The 25,024-nt window shown below is 41.0% G+C and carries 23 protein-coding genes; 22 read left to right on the top strand and 1 reads right to left on the bottom strand.

Features of this window, described 5'->3' with window-relative positions:
* The first annotated feature begins 2 nt into the window (after positions 1-2).
* The 18 genes from HMPREF1536_RS20760 (at position 3) to HMPREF1536_RS20680 (ending at position 17,955) form a co-directional block, all read left to right on the top strand.
* On the top strand, positions 3-941 hold the full coding sequence (locus HMPREF1536_RS20760; RefSeq protein ID WP_044193131.1) for an SGNH/GDSL hydrolase family protein: 939 nt from the start codon (positions 3-5) through the stop codon (positions 939-941).
* Positions 942-970: 29 nt separating this feature from the next.
* Positions 971-2,074 (top strand): glycosyltransferase, encoded by a 1,104-nt coding sequence (locus tag HMPREF1536_RS20755; protein ID WP_225608035.1) that lies wholly within the window; start codon positions 971-973, stop codon positions 2,072-2,074.
* The gene (locus HMPREF1536_RS20750) at positions 2,071-2,961 is read left to right on the top strand and encodes a sulfotransferase domain-containing protein (protein WP_028729237.1); all 891 of its coding nucleotides are present in this window, start codon (positions 2,071-2,073) and stop codon (positions 2,959-2,961) included. The genes HMPREF1536_RS20755 and HMPREF1536_RS20750 overlap by 4 nt, the downstream gene beginning before the upstream one ends.
* Before the next feature lie 21 nt (positions 2,962-2,982).
* Positions 2,983-3,981, top strand: a complete 999-nt coding sequence (locus HMPREF1536_RS20745) for a glycosyltransferase family 2 protein (RefSeq protein WP_081693394.1) — start codon at positions 2,983-2,985, stop codon at positions 3,979-3,981.
* Between the two features lie 7 nt (positions 3,982-3,988).
* Entirely contained in the window at positions 3,989-4,285 is a 297-nt protein-coding gene (locus HMPREF1536_RS20740; protein WP_028729239.1) for an HU family DNA-binding protein, read from the top strand.
* Entirely contained in the window at positions 4,282-5,061 is a 780-nt protein-coding gene (locus tag HMPREF1536_RS20735; RefSeq protein ID WP_044193133.1) for a polysaccharide biosynthesis/export family protein, read from the top strand. Before HMPREF1536_RS20740 ends, HMPREF1536_RS20735 begins: the two co-directional genes overlap by 4 nt.
* 6 nt (positions 5,062-5,067) lie before the next feature.
* Entirely contained in the window at positions 5,068-7,386 is a 2,319-nt protein-coding gene (locus tag HMPREF1536_RS20730; protein WP_028729241.1) for a GumC family protein, read from the top strand.
* A complete protein-coding gene (locus HMPREF1536_RS20725) occupies positions 7,361-8,182 on the top strand; it encodes a glycosyltransferase family 25 protein (protein ID WP_044193222.1) in 822 nt (273 codons plus the stop codon). Before HMPREF1536_RS20730 ends, HMPREF1536_RS20725 begins: the two co-directional genes overlap by 26 nt.
* Positions 8,183-8,202: 20 nt before the next feature.
* Positions 8,203-8,487, top strand: coding sequence for a glycosyltransferase family 2 protein (locus HMPREF1536_RS20720; RefSeq protein WP_028729242.1), 285 nt, complete (start codon positions 8,203-8,205; stop codon positions 8,485-8,487).
* Between the two features lie 57 nt (positions 8,488-8,544).
* Positions 8,545-9,180, top strand: coding sequence for a hypothetical protein (locus HMPREF1536_RS26730; RefSeq protein WP_028729243.1), 636 nt, complete (start codon positions 8,545-8,547; stop codon positions 9,178-9,180).
* 1 nt (position 9,181) lies between these two features.
* The gene (locus HMPREF1536_RS26725) at positions 9,182-10,195 is read left to right on the top strand and encodes a glycosyltransferase family 2 protein (RefSeq protein ID WP_052349897.1); all 1,014 of its coding nucleotides are present in this window, start codon (positions 9,182-9,184) and stop codon (positions 10,193-10,195) included.
* A gap of 92 nt (positions 10,196-10,287) precedes the next feature.
* Complete coding sequence (locus tag HMPREF1536_RS20710) at positions 10,288-11,331, top strand: NAD-dependent epimerase/dehydratase family protein (RefSeq protein ID WP_028729244.1); 1,044 nt, start codon at positions 10,288-10,290, stop codon at positions 11,329-11,331.
* A 226-nt stretch (positions 11,332-11,557) separates the two neighbouring features.
* On the top strand, positions 11,558-12,730 hold the full coding sequence (locus HMPREF1536_RS20705) for a glycosyltransferase family protein (RefSeq protein WP_028729245.1): 1,173 nt from the start codon (positions 11,558-11,560) through the stop codon (positions 12,728-12,730).
* 4 nt (positions 12,731-12,734) lie between these two features.
* Complete coding sequence (locus tag HMPREF1536_RS20700) at positions 12,735-13,688, top strand: NAD-dependent epimerase/dehydratase family protein (RefSeq protein WP_028729246.1); 954 nt, start codon at positions 12,735-12,737, stop codon at positions 13,686-13,688.
* A gap of 153 nt (positions 13,689-13,841) precedes the next feature.
* On the top strand, positions 13,842-15,161 hold the full coding sequence (locus HMPREF1536_RS20695) for an ATP-binding protein (RefSeq protein WP_044193136.1): 1,320 nt from the start codon (positions 13,842-13,844) through the stop codon (positions 15,159-15,161).
* 240 nt (positions 15,162-15,401) lie between these two features.
* The gene (locus HMPREF1536_RS20690) at positions 15,402-15,914 is read left to right on the top strand and encodes a cyclophilin-like fold protein (RefSeq protein WP_028729248.1); all 513 of its coding nucleotides are present in this window, start codon (positions 15,402-15,404) and stop codon (positions 15,912-15,914) included.
* A gap of 20 nt (positions 15,915-15,934) precedes the next feature.
* Positions 15,935-16,798 carry a DUF3737 family protein gene (locus tag HMPREF1536_RS20685; protein WP_028729249.1) on the top strand — a complete coding sequence of 288 codons (864 nt, stop codon included), beginning with the start codon at positions 15,935-15,937 and terminating at the stop codon, positions 16,796-16,798.
* On the top strand, positions 16,798-17,955 hold the full coding sequence (locus HMPREF1536_RS20680) for a MalY/PatB family protein (protein WP_028729250.1): 1,158 nt from the start codon (positions 16,798-16,800) through the stop codon (positions 17,953-17,955). Before HMPREF1536_RS20685 ends, HMPREF1536_RS20680 begins: the two co-directional genes overlap by 1 nt.
* A gap of 8 nt (positions 17,956-17,963) precedes the next feature.
* Here HMPREF1536_RS20680 and HMPREF1536_RS20675 read toward each other — a convergent pair whose 3' ends face one another.
* Entirely contained in the window at positions 17,964-18,902 is a 939-nt protein-coding gene (locus HMPREF1536_RS20675; protein ID WP_028729251.1) for a helix-turn-helix domain-containing protein, read from the bottom strand.
* Positions 18,903-19,043: 141 nt separating this feature from the next.
* Between HMPREF1536_RS20675 and HMPREF1536_RS20670 the strand changes: the two genes are divergently transcribed.
* The 4 genes from HMPREF1536_RS20670 (at position 19,044) to rimO (ending at position 25,019) form a co-directional block, all read left to right on the top strand.
* On the top strand, positions 19,044-21,380 hold the full coding sequence (locus tag HMPREF1536_RS20670) for an ATP-dependent helicase (protein WP_028729252.1): 2,337 nt from the start codon (positions 19,044-19,046) through the stop codon (positions 21,378-21,380).
* Positions 21,381-21,466: 86 nt separating this feature from the next.
* Positions 21,467-22,606, top strand: coding sequence for a carboxynorspermidine decarboxylase (gene nspC, locus HMPREF1536_RS20665; RefSeq protein ID WP_028729253.1), 1,140 nt, complete (start codon positions 21,467-21,469; stop codon positions 22,604-22,606).
* Between the two features lie 97 nt (positions 22,607-22,703).
* A complete protein-coding gene (gene ftsY / locus HMPREF1536_RS20660) occupies positions 22,704-23,657 on the top strand; it encodes a signal recognition particle-docking protein FtsY (protein ID WP_028729254.1) in 954 nt (317 codons plus the stop codon).
* Between the two features lie 63 nt (positions 23,658-23,720).
* Entirely contained in the window at positions 23,721-25,019 is a 1,299-nt protein-coding gene (rimO, locus tag HMPREF1536_RS20655) for a 30S ribosomal protein S12 methylthiotransferase RimO (RefSeq protein ID WP_028729255.1), read from the top strand.
* Positions 25,020-25,024: the final 5 nt, after the last annotated feature.

Raw genomic sequence — 25,024 nt, 5'->3', positions numbered from 1 at the left:
ATATGAAAAAAGTATCTTTATTTGTTTTAGTGTTTATAGGATTTTTCCTGTTTGCAGGTGAGATTTATCTGCGTAAATGCTGGGGGTTTTGCGATGCCATATTGATGCAGGCTGATCCTGATTTTGAATATATTGCCCAGCCGGATCAACAACGCTGCCGTTTTAAAAAACATATCCGGTATAACAAATACAGCCAACGTAGTGAACCGGTCGATTCTTCTGCATTTATTATTTTGGGGTTGGGCGATTCTGTTATTAACGGAGGAACGCTTACGGATCAGGATAGTTTGGCAACCACCCGTTTATCCGGAAACTTATCCGGTTTAGGGGGTAAAGTGCAGGTACTGAATATTTCGGCGGGTAGTTGGGGGCCTGACAACTGTGATGCTTATCTGGATAAATATGGGTTATTTGGTGCAAAAATGGCTTTTTTAATTTGCAGTTCACATGATGCACATGATAATATCGATCATCGGCCGGTGGTAGGTATTCATTTGGATTATCCGGTTTCACAATATATGTCTGCGTATGGGGAGTTGTTTCATCGTTATTTGTATCCCCGGTATCTGTCTCCTTTTTTTACTTCTTTTTCCGGGAAAGAAACATCTTCTTCTTCTGAAATCAAAAAAGACGGTAGAATATTTAACACCGGTTTTCAGGCTTTAGCCAGTCGTTTCAGAGCAGCGAATATTCCTTTTTTCATCTGGTTGAATCCAGAACAAAGTGAACTTAGAGCAGGCGAGTATAATGAAGAGGGGAAAGAAATTATACGGTTTTGCCGTGATAATTCTATACCGCTGATAGAAGGACTGCGATATATGGAAAGTTCGGATTACAGAGATATGATCCATTTGAATGAGCAAGGGCAGAAAAGAGTCGCTGACGTATTAAAAAACTATATTATAAACTGGTTGATAGAAAATAAAATTCAATATATATAGAAATGAAAATTTTACATGTCATTAACTCTATGAGTATAGTTCATGGAGGGCCGGCCCGTTCTACTTTTCTGACAGTTAAAGGGCTTAACGATTTAGGAGTCGATACACAGATATTGACAAAACAGATGTTGTCCGGCGAAGAGCCGGTATCAGAAGAATCTTTTATTCATTATTTATCCGTCTCTCCTTTTTACTATGAGCGGTGGGGATATGCGAAAAATTATTCAAAAGCTTTAGAGATGATTCCGGATATAGATATTTACCATATTCAGGAATTATGGCAATATCCGGGGTATGCAACGGCACGATGCGCCCGAAAAAGTTCTCGTCCCTATGTCGTTACTTTACATGGCGGTATGTATCCCGAAGCCATGAAGCATTCCTCGTTAATTAAAAAAATAGCCTTATCGTTATTTGAACGACGGTTATTACAGGAAGCTGCCTGTACGCATGTAACATGCATCGAGGAGATGGAGTATTACCGGGAATTAGGGTTCACCAACCCGGTAGCCGTTATTCCTAATCCATTGGAAATATGTAAAATAGAAACACCGGCTTTGTCTACCGGAGAAAAAAGAATAGGTTATTTAGGACGTTTGCATCCTCGTAAAAGGGTAGAACGTTTGCTGGCTGTCTGGAAAAATTTAAAAGAGCCCGGCGAACTATTGATTATAGGAAATGGAGAGCCGGATTATGTTGCTTTTTTAAAGAAAGAAGCAGGGCGTATGCAATTATCAAATGTCCGTTTTTTCGGATGGATATCCGGCATAGAGAAAAATCGTTTGTTGGCATCTCTTACCTGTCTGATCGTCCCCAGCGATTTTGAAAATTTCGGAATGATCGTGCCAGAAGCGCTACTTCAGGAAATTCCCGTAATCGCCACAACGGGTTCGCCCTGGAAAGAACTTGAAATTTATCGCTGTGGGCGATGGGTGAAGAACGATACGGATACGTTAACGGAAGCTGTTCGTGAAATATTGGATTTAGATGCGAAACAATTACGGGAAATGGGGGAGCGCGGGCGAAAGCTAATTATAGAAAAATATGCTATTAACCGTATTTCTCAACAGATAACGGATATGTATGATTGGATTTTAAATAGAAAAAATAAGCCTGAATTTATAAACGAATGAAAGCTGCAATCAAGAAAATAAAAATGATATATATCATCAGGTATGTATGTGCCTCCTTAGTCGGAAAAGCAGATAAGAAAATAGATTTCCTGATTATCGGGGCACAGAAATGTGGAACCTCGGCTCTGTTTGATTATATGGATAAACATCCCTTTTGTACCGGTGCTGTAAATAAAGAACGTTTATTATTTACAAAGTATTATAAAAAGAAATTAGGGTTGAAACGATTGGTCGGTTATTTCTCTTTTGGTAAGCTTTTTAAAAATAAAGGCAAATGTCTTTTCTTTGAAGCAACACCTGATAATATCTATGAAGAAGATGTTCCGGAACGTATTTTTCATTATAATCCTCAAATTAAAATGATTCTTCTGGTTCGTGAACCCGTAAGCAGGGCTATCTCCGAATACAATATGGCTTGCTGGTATGCTACAGAAAAAAACAAATGTGTAAGGGAAGATCCGGAACATGAGTATTTCGATCGTTTGAAACAACCGGATAAGTATCCTTTCGAGTGGTTTATAAAGGAAGAACTGAGAAAGATGGATGAAACGGGCTCCTGCACGTCGTCAGCTTTTCATTATCCGGATTTTATCCGTCATGGTTTATATAGCGACCAACTGGAGAGGTATTATCGGTATTTTAATCCTGATCAACTATTAATACTGGAGGATAAAGAGCTGAAATTAAACAAGAAACAAACGTTGTTCCGAATAGAAGATTTTTTAAAAATTCCTCATTATAACTGGGTTGAAAGTGATTTGGTAAACTCCAATATTGGAGTTTACACTCAGCAGATATCTGCTGAGTGTAAACTATTTCTTAAACAATTCTACAAACCGTGGAATGAGAAATTTTATGAGATGACAGGGAAAAGAATGGACTGGTAATCAATTTATAAAATTTAAATTATGATTTCGATTATTGTTCCTGTTTATAACAGGGACTATTGTTTATCCCGTTGTCTCGATTCGATAATGTACCAAACTTTTACAGACTGGGAGTGCGTTCTTGTCGATGACGGATCGACAGATGGCACTTTGGAAGTATGTCACCGTTATGAGAAAGCGGATTTACGCTTTCGGATATACAACCAACCTAATAGAGGGGTATCGGTAGCCCGTAACCGTGGACTGGAATTTAGCAGGGGAGAGTATATTGCTTTCATTGACAGCGACGATTGGATAGATCAGAATTATCTTCAGTTATTATATGAATCTGCAGGTAACGGGATTATGCCCCTTTGTGGCTACCATGTGCAACAGAGGGACGGAGGAAGTATGAATGTTACTATACAAAACAACTTATACTTGATGGATAGTAATATCGCTGAACTATTAACGGAGCAATTGTCTGACGGGTTATTGGCCGGTCCTATTTGCAAATTATACGATCGGAATATAATCGAAACTAACCGTCTCCGCTTCCCTTCAGGCATTAATTGGGGGGAAGATTTGATTTTCAATTATGCCTATTATCAACATATAGAGGGAATCAGAGGTGTTTCGTATAATTTGTATCATGTAGTCCAAGAGATAGAATCATTATCGGTGAAAGCAAAATATGCTTTTTTTCTTACGGATCATCTCAGGTTATGGAAAAGTGTTTCCCTTTTTATATTGGCTAAAGATATCGATGTACCACCTGCATTGAATGTCCTTATGGAGAAGTGGTACCGCCTCTTGTTCTCGCAGCAGATTGCCGGAGTTTTGTATGTGCATGACCGCTTATCGTGGAAACAACGCTATGAACGGATGAATTATCTGATACAATCAGCCGACAGAGAGAATTTTAAAAAATATCGTTTTAAAAGGTTGAAAGGGTTTCTAGTGTATCACAGGTTGTCTGTCTTGATATTTATATTCTACGAAGTAAAATTCTTTTTAATGAAACAATTAACAAATAAATAATACACGTATGAACAAAATTGAATTAGCAAAAGAAATTGCCGGGCGCATGTCGTTGCCGGTTACGATGTCTATTAAATTTATCGATACCATTTGTGATGTATTGGGAGAGACGATAGGAAAGAATGAATCGGTATTGTTACAGAATTTCGGGCATTTTCAGCCTTGGCAACAGAGTGAAAGAAGCGGACGGAATCCACGTACCGGAGTAGTTTGTCCGATCCGCAAACGAATGAGTGTAAAATTCAAACCGGGGAAAGGATTCCTTGCAAAGTTGAACGAAAATGAAAAAGGTGCAGGTATATGAAAATAATAAATGGTTTTTGGGGTAGTTTGTTGTTTCTTATTTTATTGTCATCCTGCGGCTCGGTAAGGGATATCGCTTATTTACAGGGAGAGGGCTTATTTGATAAAATGGCGGTTGTCGATACGTTTGAAATGAAAATCATGAAAAACGATATATTGGATATTATGGTCAGTTGTGCCGAACCGGAATTGTTGCAACCATTCAATCTGCAAATATGGGGAAACAATGGGGGAAATTATGGAGGATATAACGGAAACAGGGGATACCTGGTGGAAGTGGACGGAACGATTAATTTCCCTTTGTTGGGTAGAGTGAAGGTCGCAGGTCTGACCAGACGGAAAGTAACGGAACTGGTACAGGATGAGTTGAGAAAAGGAGAATATATAAAAGATCCAATTGTAACGGTGCGCTTTCAGAATTTCCGTATTATGGTACTGGGAGAAGTAAACCGGCCAGGAACCTACAATATTACATCCGAACGGGTTACACTGTTTGAAGCTTTGAGCATGGCAGGAGATTTAACGATACACGGACGTCGTAACCGAGTTGCTGTGATACGCGAAAAAGACGGGGAACGTACTATTTTGTACCATGATCTCCGGTCGAGGGATGTATTTAAATCGCCCGATTATTATCTGCAACAGAATGATATGGTTTATGTGGAACCTAACCGGATCAAAGCGGAAGCAAGCACCCAGAACCAGTTTACCAGCGTAGGTACCTGGATGTCTTTGATATCATTCGTTATGTCGACTTGTGTACTTATTTTTAAATAATATCGTATGAGTAAGGAAAAACCTTATGTAGAAGAGTGGCATCTGAAAAGTGAGTTCAATCTTCGTACTGTTGTTGATGTCCTGATTGCCCGTTGGCATTGGTTCGCCTTATCCATTTTTTTATGTCTGGGACTGGCTTTCGTGTATGTGCGAACGGTTCCGGTCGTTTATAAGCGGGAAGCGATTGTGCAGTTAAAAAATAAAGTAAAGACGGAGGAAGCTTTTAATGAAAAGCAGATGTTTGACGACAGCAATAATAATGTGGATGGAGAAATTCTGATATTCAAATCACGCCTATTGATGGGGCAAGTGATAGGCAGGTTAGGGTTGGAAATCGAATATACAGTAGATGACGGCTTGAAGAATAAAACATTGTATTCGGATTCACCGGTAACTGTTCACTTTCCTGATTCTACGTTTACCCATCCTGCCGTTTTTTCCATTATACCTCTGGAGGGTGACAATTACAGGATAGAAGGCTTGGAAGATGATCCGGAAGGTGTTATAACATATACTTTCGGTAATCCCCAGGATAGTCCGGTCGGACGAATGGTCGTACATCGTACTCCTTCCTATAATGAGAAATGGAAGGATATTCCGGTACAGGTAATCTGTGCAGGGAAGGAATCCCTTATTTCTTCATGTCTGGGTAAACTGGAGGCCGAGCGTTCGGTAAAGGATGCCAATTTGCTGACTTTGACTTACCAAGATACGAATCCGGAGAGAGGAGATGATATTCTGAATACATTGATACAAGTGTATGTCGATGAATCTATGCGGGATAAGAATATGGTTATCCGGAATACTGCTGTTTTCATCGATGAACGTTTACAACTGATCAATCAGGAACTGGGAGATGTAGAAGGCCACATTGAGGAATACAGGAAACAGAATAAGTCGGCTGACCTTGGGCAGGAAGCCAGAATCTATCTGGATAACCGCAACCGATATGACCGGGAAGTGACTGAACTGACCAACCAGGTGGAACTGATCGGACTTATCCAGTTGTATCTGCATGATCCCTTGAAAGAGGAACGACTACTTCCTGTCAATACCGGGATAGCAAACATCGGTATAGAAGGGATGATTGAAAAGTACAATAATACATTACTGGAACGGAATAAACTTAAGGTGAATGCCGGAGATAACAGCCCGGCTGTTAAAGAACGCAGCACGGAACTGTCTTCCTTACGGCGTACCATTGGCGAAAGCTTGCGGAATACGAAAGAGGCTATCCATACGAAACTGGATTTTTCACGCCGTATGCAGACATTGGAAATCAGTAAGATAAGTTCTATTCCGACACAGGAGAAGTATGTTTTGTCGGTGGAGCGCCAGCAGAAGATAAAAGAAGAGCTGTTCTTGTATTTATTGAACAAACGGGAGGAAAATGCGCTGACCCTGGCTACTGCCGACAGTAATCTGCGAGTCGTAGATGAAGCTTATGATGCCGGCAGGGCAGGAGCCAATATCCTAGTGATCCTATTCGGAGCCTTAATTGCCGGTATAGTGGTACCGGGTATGGTTTTCTATATCCAGCAGTTGCTCGATATCGGGGTACATGGGCGAAAAGATATAGAAGATAATTTGACAATCCCGTTTTTGGGTGAAGTGCCTCGCAAGTCGACTAAGTCAGGTTTGGCTGTTGTTCACGAACAAGGACGTGATCCTCTTTCGGAAGCGTTTCGCATTATTCGCTCGAACCTTGATTTTATGCAGGAGAAAAGCTCGGGAGCGCAGTCCATCATGTTTACTTCATTTAATCCGGTATCGGGAAAGACTTTTGTATCTACCAACCTGGCAATCGCTTTGGCTTTAACCGGTAAGCGGGTTATTTTGTTGGAAATGGATATTCGTAAGGGATCGGAAAAAGACAGTGATGGAAAAATTTTGCCGGGACTTACCAATTATTTATCCGGAAATATAACGGATATCGGAAAAATTATTCGAAAAAGTCAATGGCAGACTGGATTGGATGTTATTTCCTCCGGCCCGATTCCTCCGAATCCGTCGGAACTCCTGTTAAATAGTCGTTTGGATGAATTGATGTCTTTTTTAAGAGGTGAATATGAATATATCCTGTTAGATACGGTTCCTTATGGAATAGTTGCAGATGCCAGGATAATAAGCAGAGTAGCAGATTTATGCATTTATGTGATAAGAGAAGGGCGTATGGACCGCAGATTGTTGCCGGAGGTTGAAAAGCTATATACAGAAAGCAAGTTACCACATATGGCAGTGGTATTGAATGGGGTATGTTACCATCGTTCCTACTACGGATATAATTATGGATATAATTATGGATACAGTTATGGAAGCAAGTGATATGAAAAAGAGTACAATAAAAACTTATCTCATTAATCTGAAAGAATCGGTCGAACGGAGAGAGAGAGTTCTGAGGGAAACGGCTGGACACAGGCTTTTGGACATCGAACTGGTAGAAGCAGTTGATGGTAGGAAAATGTCAGCAGAAGAGGTTACCAGCCGTTTCCACACATTAAAGTTTATTTACCGGTACGAGCGGACTCCCAAACGGGGAGAAATAGGTTGCACGTTAAGTCATAGGGAATGTTATAGAAGATTTCTGGAGTCGGATAATGAGTTCGCACTGATTTTGGAAGATGATGTTACGTTTTTATATCCTGTGGAGGAAACGGAAGAAATATTACAACAATTGACAGCAAAACTGAGTCGGCGGAAATCACATCTGATCACTCTTTCAATACAGTATATTTATTATCCGGGAAACTCTTTTCAGATAAACTCTTTTTCTGTTTTTAAAGTATCTGATGCCTGGGGCACATGTGCTTATCTCATTAACAGGAAAGCTGCGAAAAAATTATTATCCGTTTCAAGGGCATCTATCGTTGCCGACGATTTTGTTTATATGAATTGTCATGGCATACGTGTGGATGGTATTTATCCTAATTTGGCGGCCGGAGCTTCTTCAATGAAACAGATTGATACTGAAATCCAGGATAATTCAATTTGTCAGCTACCCCGTAAAGATTTGCCATTCAGATATATGGCAAGAAATTTCTTGTTACAAAAATATTGGGGACTCTTATTGTTTTTCCGCGTATTGGCATTCAGAAAGATAGGGTTAGGACGCAATGAATAGGAAATAATACAATAAATATTATGAATGTAAAAGTTTCAATTATTATACCGGCATACAATATGTCCTCTTTTTTGGGTTATTGCTTATCATCCTGTATTAATCAAACGTTTGTAGATCTCGAAATAATCGTTGTTAACGATGGCTCGACAGATACTACTTCTGATGTCATAAAGGAATATGCGGCTCTTGACGAACGTATAGTGATGGTCGATCAAAATAATCAGGGAGTAATTTATGCCCGTAAGTCAGGATTGGAAGTCGCTCGCGGTGAATATGTCTTTTATCTTGACGGAGATGATTTTTAGAAAAAAAATGCAATCAGTGAACTCTATTCTGAAGCAATAAAAAGAAATGCAGATTATGTGGTTGGGAATTTTTATACAGTTTATGGAGACAACCGGGAAAAGAACTGTGCCATTTCTGAGATCAACGGATTATCAGGACAAAATCTACTTATTGATCTGTTGAATGGATTTTGTTGGAGTTTGTGTGGCCGATTGATCCGGAAGACATTGTTTGACGAACGAATCGTTTATAAGCCTATTGCTATGGGAGAAGACTTATTCATAAATATGCAAATAACGTTGAATGTGAAGCAGGCTGCCTATATAGAATTGTATGTCTATAATTATGTAAGGCATTCGTTATCTGTAACATGCAGACATAATGATAATGCAATTACCATGAATATCGAAATGGTGGAGGCTATTTTTGATTTGTTTGACATACATGATTATGAACAACGGATTATAAATAAGGTGTCTTTACTGTTTTTTCCATTTTTCTTATCTTGTATAAGAAAGAACGTGCCGGATACTGATAATAGGTTAAGAACTTATTATTGGAATAAAGAGGAAATAAGAAGCATGTTATGGAGAAAAAGAAAATTTTTTTATCTGGCATGTGGAGGTTATCTTTATTTTCCTGTTTTGTCAAGGATCGGGATTGAAGTAGGATGGCGGGGTATTTCTCTGTTACGAAAAACAAGATTTCAATAATATGGTTAAGAAATTGCCGGTTTTTTCGATTATTGTTCCGGTTTATAATACCGAACAATTTATAAACGTTTGCATAGACAGTTTGTTAGCACAAACTTTTTCTGATTTTGAGTTGCTTTTGATAGATGATGGTTCGACAGACAGAAGTGGATTTATTTGTGACGAATATGAAAAGAAAGATTCACGGATACGGGTTTTTCATGAAAAGAATTCAGGCGTATCTGCTGCCAGAAATAAGGGAATGGAAAAGGCATGCGGGCGTTATATTAATTTTGTAGATTCGGATGACTGGGTATCTGCAGATTATTTAAAATCTTACGTGGAAGCTCGAAAAGAATTTGATTATGATATCGTTTATACAGAAATGTCGCGCGAGTTCGAGGGAGTTATAAGTAATGTGCCATTAAATAATATTTCTGCCGAAAGTACAGTATCTTTACCGGATGTTTTATCTGAACTGCTCAATTGTAACGAGTTTGGATATGCGTGTAATAAGTCTTTAAAAACGGAGATTATCCATTCTCGTCAAATACGATTTGATTCTCGGTTACCCTATCATGAAGATGCCGTATTTATGTTTGACTATTGCTTAACAATAGAATCAGTCAGGTTATATCCGGTTTGTACTTACTACTATCGGATTCATTTATCTTCCCAATCATTTAATAGAAATATAGATTTTAACCAACATTATTTGTCGTGTATCATTGAATGTGAAAAAATACATTTATTGGCTGACCATTTGAAAAGTCATGTATTCAATAATGCTGCTAAATTATTTAGTCAGAAAGAAAAGCAAATGACGATAATAAATATGTACCGTTTGAATAATGTTCCGAAAAGAAAAAAACGATTGGATTATTTAAACAAACTTCGGGATTGTTTTTCATATGGAAATTATGAAAGCGGGGTATTGGGTATAGGAATGAGATTAAAAAATGATTTTCTGGCTGACCTGTTTTTCATGTCGATATTCAGTCTTTCCAAATTATTCCATCGAATAGGATTTCGATGATGAAAAAATCAAATATATATAGTCGAAATAAATATATGCACATGATTTATAGCAGGTGCATAGAGCTAATATAAACTTAATAATTCTAATTTATGAAACTTTTAGTAACAGGTTCTTCCGGACTGATAGGTTCGGAAGTGTGTATGCATTTCTCTGAACTAGGATGGGAAATACATGGGGTTGACAATGATCAACGGGCTGTATTCTTCGGGCCACAGGGCGATACGCGTTGGAACCAGAAACGTTTGCAACGTTTGATTCCGGGTTTTGTACATCACGAAATGGATATTCGTGACAGGGAAGGTATTATCCGTCTTGTTTCCGAAATTCAACCGGATGCAATTGTCCATACGGCTGCCCAGCCGAGCCATGACCGGGCGGCATCGATCCCGTTCGACGATTTCGATACGAATGCCGTCGGTACGTTAAATATGCTGGAAGCGACCCGCCGTTACCGCCTGGATATCCCTTTCCTGCATATGTCGACCAATAAAGTATACGGGGATGCGCCGAATGAGATCCCTATGAAAGAACTGGAAACCCGTTGGGAATATGCGGATGATGCTTATTTGAACGGTATTCCTGAAACATTCCGTATCGATCAAAGTAAACATTCCATTTTCGGGGCTTCCAAAGTAGCCGGGGATGTGATGGTGCAGGAATATGGGCGTTACTTCGGAATGCCGAGTTGTATATTACGGGGTGGTTGTCTGACCGGGCCGAACCATACAGGGGTGGAACTTCATGGCTTTTTGAGTTATCTGATCAAATGTAACCTGGAAGGGAAAGCGTATCATGTGTTCGGATATAAGGGTAAACAGGTGCGTGATAATATCCATTCGTATGATGTGGCTCGTTTTATGGAAGAGTTTATTAAAGCTCCGCGTGTGGCGGAAGTCTATAATATCGGTGGTGGAAAGGATAATACTTGTTCGATATGGGAAGCTTTTGATAAAATAGAAAAACTATCCGGCAAGAAGATGATCTATGATTATACGGATGAGAATCGTATAGGAGATCATATCTGCTACTACAGCGACTTAAGTAAGATGAAGGCACATTATCCGGCTTGGGATATTACACGCTCATTGGATCAGATTTTCCGGGAAATATATGAAGGATGGCAGATAAGATAAAACTTATATCATCAATCTGAAACAGCCTTCCTATTTCCTACGTTCGCGGCAGTCGATGAAGAAATTGCCGGGAAAACAGATATTTCGAGAAAGATAAACGTTTGTATTCCTCATAATTTAAAATGGCTTTTTTACCCGGATCAGGCTTGAATTTATCAAAAGATTTGTATTCATTCTTGTATTTTTCGGTTTGTTGAAATTGCTTGATAGCGATAACAGGTGAGTTATGAATAAGGAAAGAAAAATAATAAAAGTAGATATCATAGAGAAATTCAGTCCCCGGCATCCGTCCATAGCGGGGAGATCTGTCAGGTTGATGGCAGATCTCCTTTATTCGAATGGGTTGGAGGTTCATACTTTCTCGATCGATGCCATTTATAAAGGGCAGGTTGCCGAAAATGTTCAGTTACCCTACCTGGTTACGGAGCTGAAGGCGGTTTATAACGGCAGTAATAAGATATGCCGGTTATTGGTCAGCTTGTTGGACGGCTTTCGGCTGGTATTCAGTGCTTGCCGGATGACCGATGCGGATGTACGGATTGTACTTACCAATCCGTCACTGATCAATTTCTGGGCGGCCGTATTTAAGCATTTCAGCCGTTCGCGGTGGGTATTCTGGACGATGGATTTATATCCGGATGCTTTTTGTTCGGCCGGACTGGTGAGTGCCGGTAATTCCGCATTCAGACTCATACATCAGTATGTCTATCGGCATACTCCTGACTTTATGATCGCTTTGGGAGAACAGCAGTATGGTTATTTGAGGGATAAATATAAAACTGAAATTCCTCATACGATACTACCCTGCGGAATAAATTCGGTCAGGCAAGCTGTTGGGGGAGTAGTTCCCTGGTGGAAAGAACAGTATAGAGAGAAAATAATCCTGTGTTATGCAGGAAATCTGGGAGAGGCACATGACGACTATTTTTTGACCCGGCTTATCGAATTGTTGGATCCCGATAAGTTTGCCATAATACTTTCTCTTTACGGGGCTAAGGCCGGGAGAGTTTTACCTGTGGTAAGTTCAATTCCCGGAGTAGTTTTGACGGATTATGTTTCGGCTGAAGAACTTACTTTTGCCGATATCAATGTTGCTTCGTTGTTAACTTGCTGGGATCATGTTTGTGTTCCTTCCAAAGTTGTTAGTGCAATCTGTGCGGGGACTCCGGTATTGTATAATGCTTCTGAACAGTCGGAAGGGTATACTATGTTTCCGGATGCTATCTGGCTCATTCCTGAAACGGATGATTATGACTCTTCAATTAATGCGTTTTATCGATCAGTCGATCAGGATTCGATCCGGCAGAAAAAAAAAGCTGCGCTGGAATATGCAGACCGGTTGGCTGCTATGCAGGATAATGCTTTCCGGGAAATTGTTCAATATTGTAAAAGTATATAATAAAATGAAGATCACACTTATCGGAGCTTCCGGGTTTGTTGGTTCCCGGTTGATTGAACTTCTTAAACCGACACTTTATTCGTTGCAGAATATAGATAAACAACAGAGTTTATTTTATCCGGAAATTACCTCGATAGCAAATGTACTGGATAAAAAGAAACTGGTTTCTTTACTGGCAGGAACGGATGTTGTTGTTTTGCTGGCGGCAGAGCATCGGGATGATGTCACACCAGTATCTCTCTATCAGGATGTAAACGTAGGGGGAATGCGGAATACATTGAAAGCGATGGAAGCAAACGGTGTTAAACGGATTGTTTTTACAAGTTCGGTGGCTGTTTACGGTTTAAATAAAAAGAATCCGGACGAAAATCATCCAGCTGATCCGTTTAACCATTATGGTAATAGCAAGTGGCAGGCGGAACAGGTGTTACAGGAATGGTACCGGTCGCATCCCGATTGGAATATTAACATAATTCGCCCGACGGTCATATTTGGCGAGCGTAACAGAGGAAATGTATACAATCTGTTACGGCAAATAGCCAGTGGAAAGTTCCTGATGGTGGGGAATGGGAATAATAAAAAATCTATGGCATATGTGGGGAATATCGTTGCTTTTATAAAGTTTCTTGTCGAGGAAAAAGGAGAGGGATATAATGTCTATAATTATGTCGATCAGCCGGATTTCACAATGAATGAACTGGTTGGACATGTCAGTGAGGTTTTGAAGAAGCATATACCGACAACTCATTTCCCTTATTGGTTAGGTATGCTGGGAGGGTATTGTTTTGATTGTTTGGCTTTTGTCTCCCGGAAAAAGTTGTCAATCAGTTCCATCCGTGTAAAGAAATTTTGTGCTACGACTCAATTCGATGCCACAAAAATGCATACCTCCGGTTTTAAAGCTCCTTATACCTTAGGAGAAGGGCTGGCCAAAACGTTAGAGTTTGAGTTTTTGTAATGTTTGTTGTCCTAGTCATATTTTTATGGTCTGTATTTATTACAAAAATACGAATTCTATGATCTGATTTTTCTGCAAAAAGATCGTTTTTATGGTGCGAATTTTCTGCAAAATACTATCTTTGTCATTGAAAACCAGTTTAAATTCGGAATTATGACAAATGATAATGTATATATACCACGTACCATAGATAAGGAGCTTCTGAAATGGAAGGAAGACCGGAGGCATAAACCTCTTCTGATCAGGGGGGCAAGGCAGGTGGGAAAATCTTCGGCTGTGAGGCATTTGGCTAAATCATTTAAGTATTTTGTCGAATTGAATCTGGAAAGGGATAAGAACCTCAAAAAGATATTTGAAGGAGATCTGTCTCCACAAAGAATTTGCAGGGATTTGTCTGTTCTGGTATCTACCCCTATTATACCGGGTGAAACACTTTTGTTTATTGATGAAATACAAGGGAGTAAAGAGGCTATCAGTTCTTTACGTTTTTTTTATGAAGATTATCAGCAATTACATGTTATTGCTGCAGGTTCACTGTTGGAGTTTGCCCTGAAAGATTTGCAATCGTTTGGGGTTGGGAGGATTCGATCATTATTTATGTATCCGTTTTCATTTAATGAGTTTTTGGAAGCGCAGAATTTGACAGGGCTTTTAGAGGCAAAGAAAAATGCATCTCCGGAAAATCCTTTGACAGAACCTTTACATGATAAGCTGGTAGAGCAGATTCGTTATTTTCATTTGGTCGGAGGGATGCCGGCGGCAGTAAGTCTATGGTGTCAGACTCATAATTACCAGGAATGCAGGGATGTGCATAATGATATTGTGCAGTCCTATATGGATGATTTTTCAAAGTACGGATCGAAAGTCGATCCCCAGTTACTCCGCAATGTAATGAATGTCATAGCGGCGAATGTTTGTGCGAAGTTCAAGTATGCAAGTGTTGCGAATTATGATTCACGACAGGTAAAAGAGGCTTTGCTGCTTTTAACAATGGCTGGTGTTATCATACCCGTTACACATACTTCTGCAAACGGACAGCCTTTAGGGGCGGATGCAAATGAAAAATTCCGAAAGTTTATTTTTCTGGATACGGCTTTGTTGTTACGTTTACATTATTTGAAAGTGGAGGATTTTTTACTTTCAGAACCAATGGAATTTGTTAATAAGGGAAGCCTGGCAGAAATGTTTGTTGGCCTGGAACTTTTAAAATATGACAACCCTTATGAATGGCAGCGTTTGTATTATTGGCAGCGAGAGGAGCCTAAATCACAGGCTGAAGTCGATTATGTGATAATACGACATGGAGATATTATTCCTCTGGAAGTAAAAGCCGGTAAGCGAGGATCCATGCAGAGCTTATATTTGTTTTTAGAGAAAAAAGGAGCGTCCTATGGAATCAGATGTGCTCTTGAGCCTTATTCGACTTATGAGAAAATTCGGGTTTATCCTTTATATGCTGTATCAGAGATTTAAGAGTTTAAATCTTTCATAACCTTGAATTTAATACTATATTATCGTTATATCTATCGCATTTTACAAAATCCACATTACTATCCTCTTTCATTCGGCTTGGACCACAAAGCCAAATGTCTATCTTTAATTCCTGTAATTTGGGTAATTATACCAGTAATCCGTCTACAAAAGATGTGTTTTTCCTACCGTACATTTGCAATGTGGAAATATAGAAAAGCAAATCATTAAAAAAAGAAGGATATGAAACATTCATTAATCGTACTATTCTCGCTTTTATCTTTTACCTTCTGTTTTGCATCTTGTGATACAGATGGTCCGATAGAACTGCCCGATACGGATGTTTCGGGGCAAACAGATACTCCCGGTGACGACGACAACGATGACAATAACGATAATCCTATGAGCAACACAATGAAGATTAAGATCGGTTCATCTACATTCACAGCCACTCTTTCCGATAATCCGACGGCTACCGCATTCAAAGCTTTATTGCCGATGACGGTCAACATGAATGAAATGAACGGGAACGAGAAGTACTACAATTTGCCGGGTAACCTGCCTACAGCTGCATCCAGTCCCGGTACTATACAAAACGGCGACTTGATGTTATGGGGGAGCAATACAGTGGTACTTTTTTATAAGACCTTCTCTACTTCCTACAGCTATAGCCGGCTCGGACGTATTAACGATGTGTCAGGGCTTAATGCAGCCGTGGGTTCAGGAAATGTGACGGTGACTTTTGAATTACAATAAAAACGAATAAATGATCGAATATGGAATTAATCAGGAATAAATCTTATGAAGGCGAACGTCCGTTGTTTGCCACGCGTGACCTGCAGTTGGAAGATGTTACAATTTATCCGGGAGAGTCTGCTTTGAAAGAGTGTAGGAACATAGAAGCTGTAAACTGCCGGTTTGAAGGAAAATATCCTTTCTGGCATAACGATAGCTTTGTGGTGAAGAACTGTATGTTTACCGAAGGTGCGCGTGCAGCTCTTTGGTATTCCAAGAACCTGTATATGAAGGATACGTTAGTAGAAGCACCGAAGATGTTCCGCGAAATGGATGGGATAAAACTGGAAAACGTACAATTGCCGAATGCGCAGGAAACGCTCTGGCATTGTAAAAATGTAGAAATGAAAAATGTGACTGTCGATAAAGGCGATTATTTGTTTATTCACGGTGCCGATATCCATATCGAAGATTTTATACTGAGAGGTAATTACTCTTTCCAGTACTGCAAGAATGTGGAAATTCATAATGCTGAAATCCATTCGAAAGATGCTTTCTGGAATACGGAAAATGTAACGGTCTATAACTCGACATTGGATGGTGAATATCTGGGCTGGCATTCAAAAAATCTGCGGCTTGTCAATTGTAAGATTTCCGGTACACAACCTCTTTGTTATGCAAAAGATCTGGTAATGGTAAATTGTACGATGGGCGAGGATGCTGATCTGTGCTTTGAATACAGCACGCTGCAGGCGCGGATCGACGGGCCGGTTCATAGTGTGAAGAACCCCAGTGGCGGTTTGATTATTGCAGAAAGTTATGGGGATATTATCTTCGACGAGAATTGTAAGACTCCGGGGGATTGTGAGATCAGATTGTGGGATACGAGAACTTGTTTCAATTAATGAAATACAATTTTGATGAATTAGTACCGCGTCGCGGAAGCAATTCCTATAAATGGGATAGTGCGGGAAGTGAGGATGTTTTGCCTATGTGGGTGGCTGATATGGATTTCCGTACGGCTCCCGCTGTGGTTGAAGCATTAAGGAAACGGGTGGAACATGGTATTTTCGGCTATGTGAAAGTTCCTACGGCTTATTACGATGCTATAGGGGATTGGTTCAAACGCCGGCATAGTTGGAGGGTAGAGAAAGACTGGGTACTTTTTACTACCGGAGTGGTTCCGGCCTTGTCCGCCATTATCAAAGCGTTGACTCATCCGGGGGATAAGGTTCTGGTACAGACTCCTGTGTATAATTGTTTCTTTTCTTCTATCCGCAACGATGAATGTGAAATGGTTGCTAATCCGCTAATCTATCGGAATGGAGCCTATTCTATCGATTTTGACGATCTGGAAAAGAAAGCGGCTGATCCCCGGGTAAAATTACTATTGTTGTGTAATCCGCATAACCCGGCAGGAAGGGTATGGACGAGGCGGGAATTGACCCGTATCGGTGAAATCTGCCTTAAGAATGATGTCTTTGTTGTGGCGGACGAAATACATTGTGAACTGGTTTATCCCGGTCATCAGTATATTCCGTTTGCTTCCATTTCCGAAGATTTCCTTCATTCTTCCGTGACTTGTACGTCGCCCAGCAAAGCATTTAACCTGGCAGGCCTGCAGGTTGCCAATATTTTTGCTGCAAATCCGGCTGTCAGGAAGAAAATAGACAAGGCACTCAACGTAAACGAGGTTTGCGAGATCAATCCTTTTGCTGTAGAGGCCTTGATCGCTGCCTATAATGAGGGGGAAGAATGGCTGGAAGAACTCAGGCAGTATCTGCTGGGAAATTATAATTATCTGAAGAGATTTTTCGAGGAACAGCTTCCTCAGTTCCCGGTTTTGGCATTGGAGGGTACTTATCTGGTTTGGGTGGATTGCTCTGTTTTGAAACAGTCGTCGGAAGAGATTGTAAAGATGCTGCTTGAGAAAGAGATGCTTTGGGTAAACGAAGGTAGTATGTATGGTGAAGCCGGAGATGGTTTCATACGTATCAATATAGCTTGCCCGCGGCAACTACTGATCGAAGGATTGAACAGGATAGCACGTGTATTAAAATAGATCTTCGTTTATGCTGTCTGAGTATATACTTCTGTCACCGGTTCTTTGATCTCCAGTTGATAAGCCCGTCCCCGGTCTGTCGTTATCTTCAGGTTGCTGTTATCCTCGATAAGCGGACGGAGACGGCGTATCAGCGTGTTCAGTGTTTCGTCGGCATTCTCCTTGCCTGGCCATAATGCGTCGCAGATATCTGTTCTGGCCAGCACATGGGAGGAAGAAAGGAAAAACATTTCCATTACTTTATACTGTTGCGGGGTCAGTCTCAATTTTTCCTGGTCTTCTTTAAAGAAATAAGCCTTATCGCACGAGAAAGTAAGATTTCCGAAAGCGATAAGGTTTTCTTTTTGTACAGGAGTCTCAGCCTGTTTGCGTCTCATCAAAACCCATGAAAGGCAACCGGCTATGAAAGCAGCTATCAGGAGCAGGAGGGGAGCCTTTTTGTCAGTCAGTGCCAATACGTCGGATGTGGAATAATTTACATATCCCTGGAAAGATATTCCCAGATCTTCCTGGGATGATTCGGGGAGATTCGAATTGGCGCTTAACCAGATAACGGTATCGCTTGCCAGGTAATTTTGGGTTTGATCTTTTCCCGGTGTTGTGTCTGCAACGGGTTTACCTATGGATTTCTTATTTTTTACATGTATGATGATACCACTTTTGTCTTTTAATTGTTCGAACTTCAGTGCTTCGGCAAAATCTTTATTATAGCTTTCGATGGAAACCGGATTTCCGAAAAGGGCGGACAGGCGCGAATAGGTCTTGAGTGTATCCTGATTCATCCATTGTCCGGAATTCTGCATGATGGTTTGCTGTAATGCCTGGTTCAGATCCGAAACGATTGCTTTCTGTGTCACTGAGTAATTATGAAAGCCGAAACTGAATGAGAGTACAAGCATGCAGGCTGTAAAGAGTACCGATAGATTTGCTGCTAACCGTGTGTTCATCGTTTTTCTTTTATTAACGCCCGAAGATAAGAAATTATTGTGATCCGGACTTACAGAATTGTATCGATTTGCACGAATGATGATTTGATGAAACCGGATAAATAAAAATTAGTACCTTTGTGTTCCTAAAAGAAAAGGTACGTGGAAGAATATCTGAATCAACTGAATGAAAGTCAGCGTGAAGCTGTGGTATATAATGAAGGGCCGTCACTGGTGATCGCCGGTGCCGGTTCCGGTAAGACCAGAGTGCTTACTTATAAAATTGCTTATTTAGTACATCTGGGGCTGGCACCTCAAAGCATCCTGGCGCTCACCTTCACCAATAAGGCTGCCCGTGAGATGAAAGAACGTATTGCAGCGATTACCGGTGAACAGACTGCCCGACGTTTGTGGATGGGGACTTTCCACTCGATCTTTTCACGTATCCTGCGTTATGAAGCTGAACATATCGGGTATCCTTCTAATTTTACGATTTATGATACGACAGATTCAAAAAGCCTGTTGAAAGCGATCATGAAAGAGATGCAGCTGGATGACAAAGTGTATCGTCCCGGTATGGTACAGAGCCGTATCTCAAATGCCAAAAATGCATTGGTGACCTGGAAAGCTTACGAGCAAAGCAAGGAACTGATGCAGCATGATATTGACTCGAAAGTGCCCTTGTTGCGTGAAATATATAAACGGTATCAGAACCGGTGCCAGCAGGCCGGAGCAATGGATTTCGATGATTTACTGCTTCAGACGAATATCCTGTTCCGTGATCATCCGCAGGTGTTGGAGAAATACCGTGGCTTCTTCCAGTTCGTATTGGTTGACGAGTATCAGGATACGAACTTCGCCCAGCATTTGATTGTTCAGAAACTATGCGAACAACATCGTCGTATCTGTGTAGTGGGAGATGATGCGCAAAGTATCTATTCTTTTCGCGGGGCTAATATCGATAATATCCTGCAATTCAAGAATCAATATCCGGGATGCCGTATCTTCAAATTGGAACGTAACTACCGTTCTACACAAAATATTGTAAATGCGGCAAATAGCCTGATCCATAAGAATAAGGAGCAAATACAGAAAAATGTTTATTCGGAGAAGGAGGAAGGTAGTAAGGTGCGGGTATTTGCTTCTTACTCGGATTATGAGGAAGGATATGCGGTTGCTTCTGCTATCAATGATATGCGGTTGCGCAGGGATTATGATTATGCGGATTTTGCTATTTTATACCGGACGAATGCACAGTCACGTATTTTGGAGGAAGCCTTGCGTAAAAGGGGAATTCCTTACAAGATATACGGTGGTTTGTCTTTCTATCAGCGTAAGGAGATAAAGGATATTATATCATATTTTCGCCTGATTGTGAATCCGCATGACGAGGAAGCTTTTAAGCGTGTCATCAACTATCCGTCGCGTGGAATCGGTGATACGACTGTCGGCAAACTGATCAGTGCCGCTACGGAGAATAATGTAAGTTTGTGGACGGTATTGAATGCCCCGATCGATTATGCGTTGCCTATCAATAGCGGAACGGCTAAGAAGCTGACGGATTTTCGTGAAATGATGGAACGTTTTATGGAACAGAATATCCGTTTGTCTGCAGAAGAACTGGCGGCTATTGTGGTGAAAGAGAGTGGTCTTGTAAGTACACTTTTTCAGGATCGTTCGGTAGAAGGTATCAGTAAGCAGGAGAACTTGCAGGAGTTGTTGAAAGGGATAGCCGAGTTCTGTGAGCTTCGCCGTGAAGAGGGAGTGGAGCAGGTCTCATTGGCTGATTTCCTTTCTGAAGTATCTTTACTGACTGACCAGGATAATGATAAAGACGAGCAGGCTAATAAGGTGACGATGATGACTGTACATGCTGCGAAGGGGTTGGAGTTCAGGAATGTGTTTGTGGTCGGACTGGAAGAAGACCTGTTCCCGTCGCAAATGTCGAAGGATAATCCGCGTGCGGTAGAAGAGGAACGTCGTTTGTTTTATGTGGCGATTACGCGTGCTGAGGAGAATTGTGTGTTGACTTATGCCAAGAGCCGTTTCAGGAACGGGCAGAGTGCGATGTGTTCGCCCAGTCGTTTCCTGAAAGATATCGATGTGCAGTTTCTGGATCTTCCGGCCGATTCGTCAGCCGATACCTTTGCTGCTGCCCGCGAACGTTTTCAACGTCCGGCGTTTACATCTCCTTTCCAGCAACCGCGTGCGATGGAGAAGGAGGAGGCTACCTTTGTTTCTCCTGTTGCCCAAGCTGCTCAGCGTCAACGCTTGACGAAGGTGGAAACGGCAACTTCAACACCGATGGCTTCTTCTGCTCCGGCTTCAGACCTTTCCGGTTTGCGTGTGGGTGCCAAGGTTCGTCACGATCGTTTCGGAGAAGGCGAAGTAGTAGCTATTGAGGGCGATGGAGGAAATGCAAAAGCAACCGTTTCATTTACCCATTTCGGACAAAAACAGTTGTTGCTGAAGTTTGCACGGTTGACGATTATAGAGTGAAATAATAAATTTCTCCCTGTCGACCTGTCACGAACGAGTTTAGTTATTATCTTTGTACCTTAATTTTTTAAGAAAGATATAGCTAAATGATCGATTTCAACGTAATACCATCTCCGTGCTATGTGATGGAAGAGAAGCTGCTCCGTAATAATCTGGCGCTTATTAAAAGTGTGAAGGAGCGGGCAGGGGTGAATATTATTCTTGCTTTTAAAGCTTTTGCTTTATGGAAATCTTTTCCTATCGTTCGCGAATATATCCCATATTCAACTGCCAGTTCGAAGTTTGAAGCACAGTTGGCTTTTGAGGAAATGGGAAGTCCGGCACATACTTATTCACCGGCTTATACAGAGGCTGATTTTCCTGCCATATTGAAATACAGCAGTCATATTACGTTTAATTCATTATCGCAGTTTGAACGATTCTATTCGATGGTGAAGGCTGACGGTAACCGCATATCCTGTGGCTTGCGTATCAATCCTGAATATTCGGATGTGGAGACTGACTTGTATAACCCCTGTGCTCCCGGTTCGCGGATGGGGATCATTGCAGACCTGTTGGGTGATAAATTGCCGGAAGGTGTGGAAGGATTGCATTTCCATACGTTGTGCGAATCGACATCGTATGATCTGGAGAAAACATTATCTGAAGTAGAAAAACGTTTCGGGCGCTTTCTACCGCATATCAAGTGGCTGAATATGGGAGGTGGTCATTTAATGACACGCAAAGATTATGACACGGAACATCTGATATCATTACTTCAATCATTTAAGGCTAAGTACCCTAATCTAGAGCTTATTATGGAGCCTGGAAGTGCTTTCGCCTGGCAGACCGGATTTTTATTGACAACAGTGGTGGATATCGTAGAAAATCACGGTATAAAGACAGCGATTATAGATGCTTCTTTTACCTGTCATATGCCAGATTGCCTTGAAATGCCTTATAAACCGGTTATTCGTCATGCAACTGATAAGGTGGAAGGAAAGCCGACTTACCGTATTGGAGGAAACAGTTGTCTGAGTGGGGACTATATGGGAGACTGGTCGTTTGACGAGCCTTTGAAAGTAGGGGATAAGATCATCTTTGAAGATATGATCCATTATACCATCGTGAAGACTTCGATGTTCAACGGTATACCGCATCCGGCACTGGCTCTTTGGAGTAAAGACGATGAATTGGTGATTTACCGGACGTTCGGTTACGAAGATTATAAAGGAAGAAACAGTTAAATGAACAACTTTCCGTAGTCAACTGTCGGCTGTCAACTAAAAAAGTTGTAACTTAGCGGTCTCATTCTAAGCAGAAATAAATTAAGCGAATTAATATATGGGTATTTTTAGCTTTTTCAGTAAAGAAAAGAAAGAAACTTTAGACAAAGGGTTATCTAAGACAAAAGAAACTGTATTTTCTAAACTCACCAGGGCTATTGCAGGAAAGAGCAAGGTCGATGATGAAGTATTGGATAATCTGGAAGAGGTACTTATCACTTCCGATGTCGGTGTAGATACTACGTTGAAGATCATTGAACGTATCGAAAAGCGTGTGGCCCGGGATAAGTATGTCACTACTCAGGAACTTACAACGTTGTTGCGTGATGAGATCGCAACTTTACTGACTGAAAATAATACGGAAGATGCTGAAAGCTTTACTGTACCGGAAGATAAGAAGCCGTATGTTATCATGGTTGTCGGTGTAAACGGGGTTGGCAAAACAACTACGATCGGGAAATTGGCTTACCAGTTCAAGAAAGCCGGTAAGAGCGTTTATCTGGGTGCCGCCGATACATTCCGTGCAGCCGCTGTGGAACAGTTGGTGATTTGGAGCGAACGTGTAGGTGTTCCTATCGTAAAACAGAAAATGGGTTCCGATCCTGCTTCCGTAGCATTCGATACGCTTAGTTCTGCCAAGGTAAATGATGCTGATGTTATTATTATTGATACGGCAGGACGTTTGCACAATAAGATTAACCTGATGAATGAGCTTACCAAGATCAAGAACGTGATGAAGAAGGTCATTCCTGATGCTCCCCACGAAGTTTTGTTGGTATTGGATGGTTCGACAGGACAGAATGCATTTGAACAGGCAAAACAATTTACTGCCGCTACCGAAGTGAATGCTCTGGCTGTGACGAAGTTGGATGGAACGGCAAAAGGTGGTGTAGTGATCGGTATTTCAGATCATTTCCGTATTCCGGTAAAGTATATCGGACTGGGTGAAGGTATAGAGGATTTGCAGGTATTTAACAAAAAAGAATTTGTAAATTCATTATTTGGAGAATAATCATATCACATAAAAGTGGGTGTTACAGGAATTGTAACACCCTTTTTGTTTGTAATAATAAGTATGAGAAAAAATAAAGTAGATATAATCACGCTTGGCTGTTCGAAGAATCTGGTAGACTCGGAACAGTTGATGCGTCAGTTTGTCGCCAATGGTTATACCGTAGAACATGATCCGCATAAGATAAACGGAGAGATCGTGGTGGTAAATACCTGCGGCTTTATCGGTGATGCCCAGGAAGAGTCGATCAATATGATTCTGGAACTGGGCGAAGCAAAGAAAAAAGGGAAGATCGGTCAGCTATATGTAATGGGTTGTCTTACTGAACGTTTCTTGGAAGAAATGAAGCAGGAATTACCCGAGGTTGACCATTTCTATGGGAAATTCAACTGGAAAGAGCTCCTTGCGGATATTGGGAAATCTTATCACCGTGAGTTGGCTTCAGACCGTGTGTTAACTACTCCGAAGCATTACGCATTTCTGAAGATTGCTGAAGGGTGTAACCGTACATGTTCTTATTGCGCTATTCCTATCAGTACCGGCCATTACCAGTCTATTCCGATGGAACAGATAGAGGAGGAGGTTCGTTTGCTCGTAGCGCAGGGAGTAAAGGAGTTTCAGGTTATTGCACAGGATTTGACTTATTACGGACTGGATATCTATAAAAGATACGCTTTGCCGGAATTAGTCGAACGTATTTCCGATATCCCCGGTGTGGAATGGATCCGTTTGCATTATGGTTATCCGTCTCATTTCCCTTATGATCTGCTGCGGGTGATGCGTGAGCGCGATAATGTCTGCAAATATTTAGATATAGCCTTGCAGCATATCAGTAACCCCATGCTTAAAAAGATGCGCCGTAATATCACGAAAGAAGAAACTTATGCCTTATTGGAGCGTATCCGTGAAGAAGTTCCGGGTATCCACCTTCGTACGACGTTGATGGTAGGCCATCCGGGAGAAACGGAAGAAGATTTCGAAGAACTTGTCGAGTTTGTCAAGAAAGCACGTTTTGAACGTATGGGAGCTTTTGCTTATAGCCATGAAGAAGGCACTTATTCATTCAAAAACTATACGGATGATGTCCCCGACGAAGTAAAACAGGAGCGTTTGGATTACCTTATGCGGATACAGGAAGGTATCTCCGCAGAAATAAATGAGGCGAAAGTCGGTCAAAACTTTAAAATAATAGTCGACAGGGAAGAAGAAGATTGTTATGTCGGACGTACCGAATTCGACTCACCGGAGGTTGATCCGGAAGTTGTTGTTTTTAAACAACTATCGCTAAATCCAGGAGAATTTTATAACGTAATTATCGAAGAATCACAGGCTTTTGACCTTTACGGAAAAGTGTTTCTTTGATATAA

Source organism: Parabacteroides gordonii MS-1 = DSM 23371 (assembly GCF_000969825.1).
Classification (GTDB): domain Bacteria; phylum Bacteroidota; class Bacteroidia; order Bacteroidales; family Tannerellaceae; genus Parabacteroides; species Parabacteroides gordonii.
This window is presented reverse-complemented; position numbering and strand designations above follow the sequence as displayed.

Coding starts and splice junctions, on each gene's coding strand:
- HMPREF1536_RS20685 (WP_028729249.1), top strand. CDS start 15,935: ATGGAATTAATCAGGAATAAATCTTATGAAGGCGAACGTCCGTTGTTT.
- HMPREF1536_RS20745 (WP_081693394.1), top strand. CDS start 2,983: ATGATTTCGATTATTGTTCCTGTTTATAACAGGGACTATTGTTTATCC.
- HMPREF1536_RS20760 (WP_044193131.1), top strand. CDS start 3: ATGAAAAAAGTATCTTTATTTGTTTTAGTGTTTATAGGATTTTTCCTG.
- HMPREF1536_RS20740 (WP_028729239.1), top strand. CDS start 3,989: ATGAACAAAATTGAATTAGCAAAAGAAATTGCCGGGCGCATGTCGTTG.
- HMPREF1536_RS20700 (WP_028729246.1), top strand. CDS start 12,735: ATGAAGATCACACTTATCGGAGCTTCCGGGTTTGTTGGTTCCCGGTTG.
- ftsY (WP_028729254.1), top strand. CDS start 22,704: ATGGGTATTTTTAGCTTTTTCAGTAAAGAAAAGAAAGAAACTTTAGAC.
- HMPREF1536_RS20720 (WP_028729242.1), top strand. CDS start 8,203: ATGAATGTAAAAGTTTCAATTATTATACCGGCATACAATATGTCCTCT.
- HMPREF1536_RS20735 (WP_044193133.1), top strand. CDS start 4,282: ATGAAAATAATAAATGGTTTTTGGGGTAGTTTGTTGTTTCTTATTTTA.
- HMPREF1536_RS20755 (WP_225608035.1), top strand. CDS start 971: ATGAGTATAGTTCATGGAGGGCCGGCCCGTTCTACTTTTCTGACAGTT.
- HMPREF1536_RS20705 (WP_028729245.1), top strand. CDS start 11,558: ATGAATAAGGAAAGAAAAATAATAAAAGTAGATATCATAGAGAAATTC.
- HMPREF1536_RS20750 (WP_028729237.1), top strand. CDS start 2,071: ATGAAAGCTGCAATCAAGAAAATAAAAATGATATATATCATCAGGTAT.
- rimO (WP_028729255.1), top strand. CDS start 23,721: ATGAGAAAAAATAAAGTAGATATAATCACGCTTGGCTGTTCGAAGAAT.
- HMPREF1536_RS20730 (WP_028729241.1), top strand. CDS start 5,068: ATGAGTAAGGAAAAACCTTATGTAGAAGAGTGGCATCTGAAAAGTGAG.
- HMPREF1536_RS26725 (WP_052349897.1), top strand. CDS start 9,182: ATGGTTAAGAAATTGCCGGTTTTTTCGATTATTGTTCCGGTTTATAAT.
- HMPREF1536_RS20695 (WP_044193136.1), top strand. CDS start 13,842: ATGACAAATGATAATGTATATATACCACGTACCATAGATAAGGAGCTT.
- nspC (WP_028729253.1), top strand. CDS start 21,467: ATGATCGATTTCAACGTAATACCATCTCCGTGCTATGTGATGGAAGAG.
- HMPREF1536_RS20725 (WP_044193222.1), top strand. CDS start 7,361: ATGGATACAGTTATGGAAGCAAGTGATATGAAAAAGAGTACAATAAAA.
- HMPREF1536_RS20675 (WP_028729251.1), bottom strand. CDS start 18,902: ATGAACACACGGTTAGCAGCAAATCTATCGGTACTCTTTACAGCCTGC.
- HMPREF1536_RS20690 (WP_028729248.1), top strand. CDS start 15,402: ATGAAACATTCATTAATCGTACTATTCTCGCTTTTATCTTTTACCTTC.
- HMPREF1536_RS20710 (WP_028729244.1), top strand. CDS start 10,288: ATGAAACTTTTAGTAACAGGTTCTTCCGGACTGATAGGTTCGGAAGTG.
- HMPREF1536_RS20680 (WP_028729250.1), top strand. CDS start 16,798: ATGAAATACAATTTTGATGAATTAGTACCGCGTCGCGGAAGCAATTCC.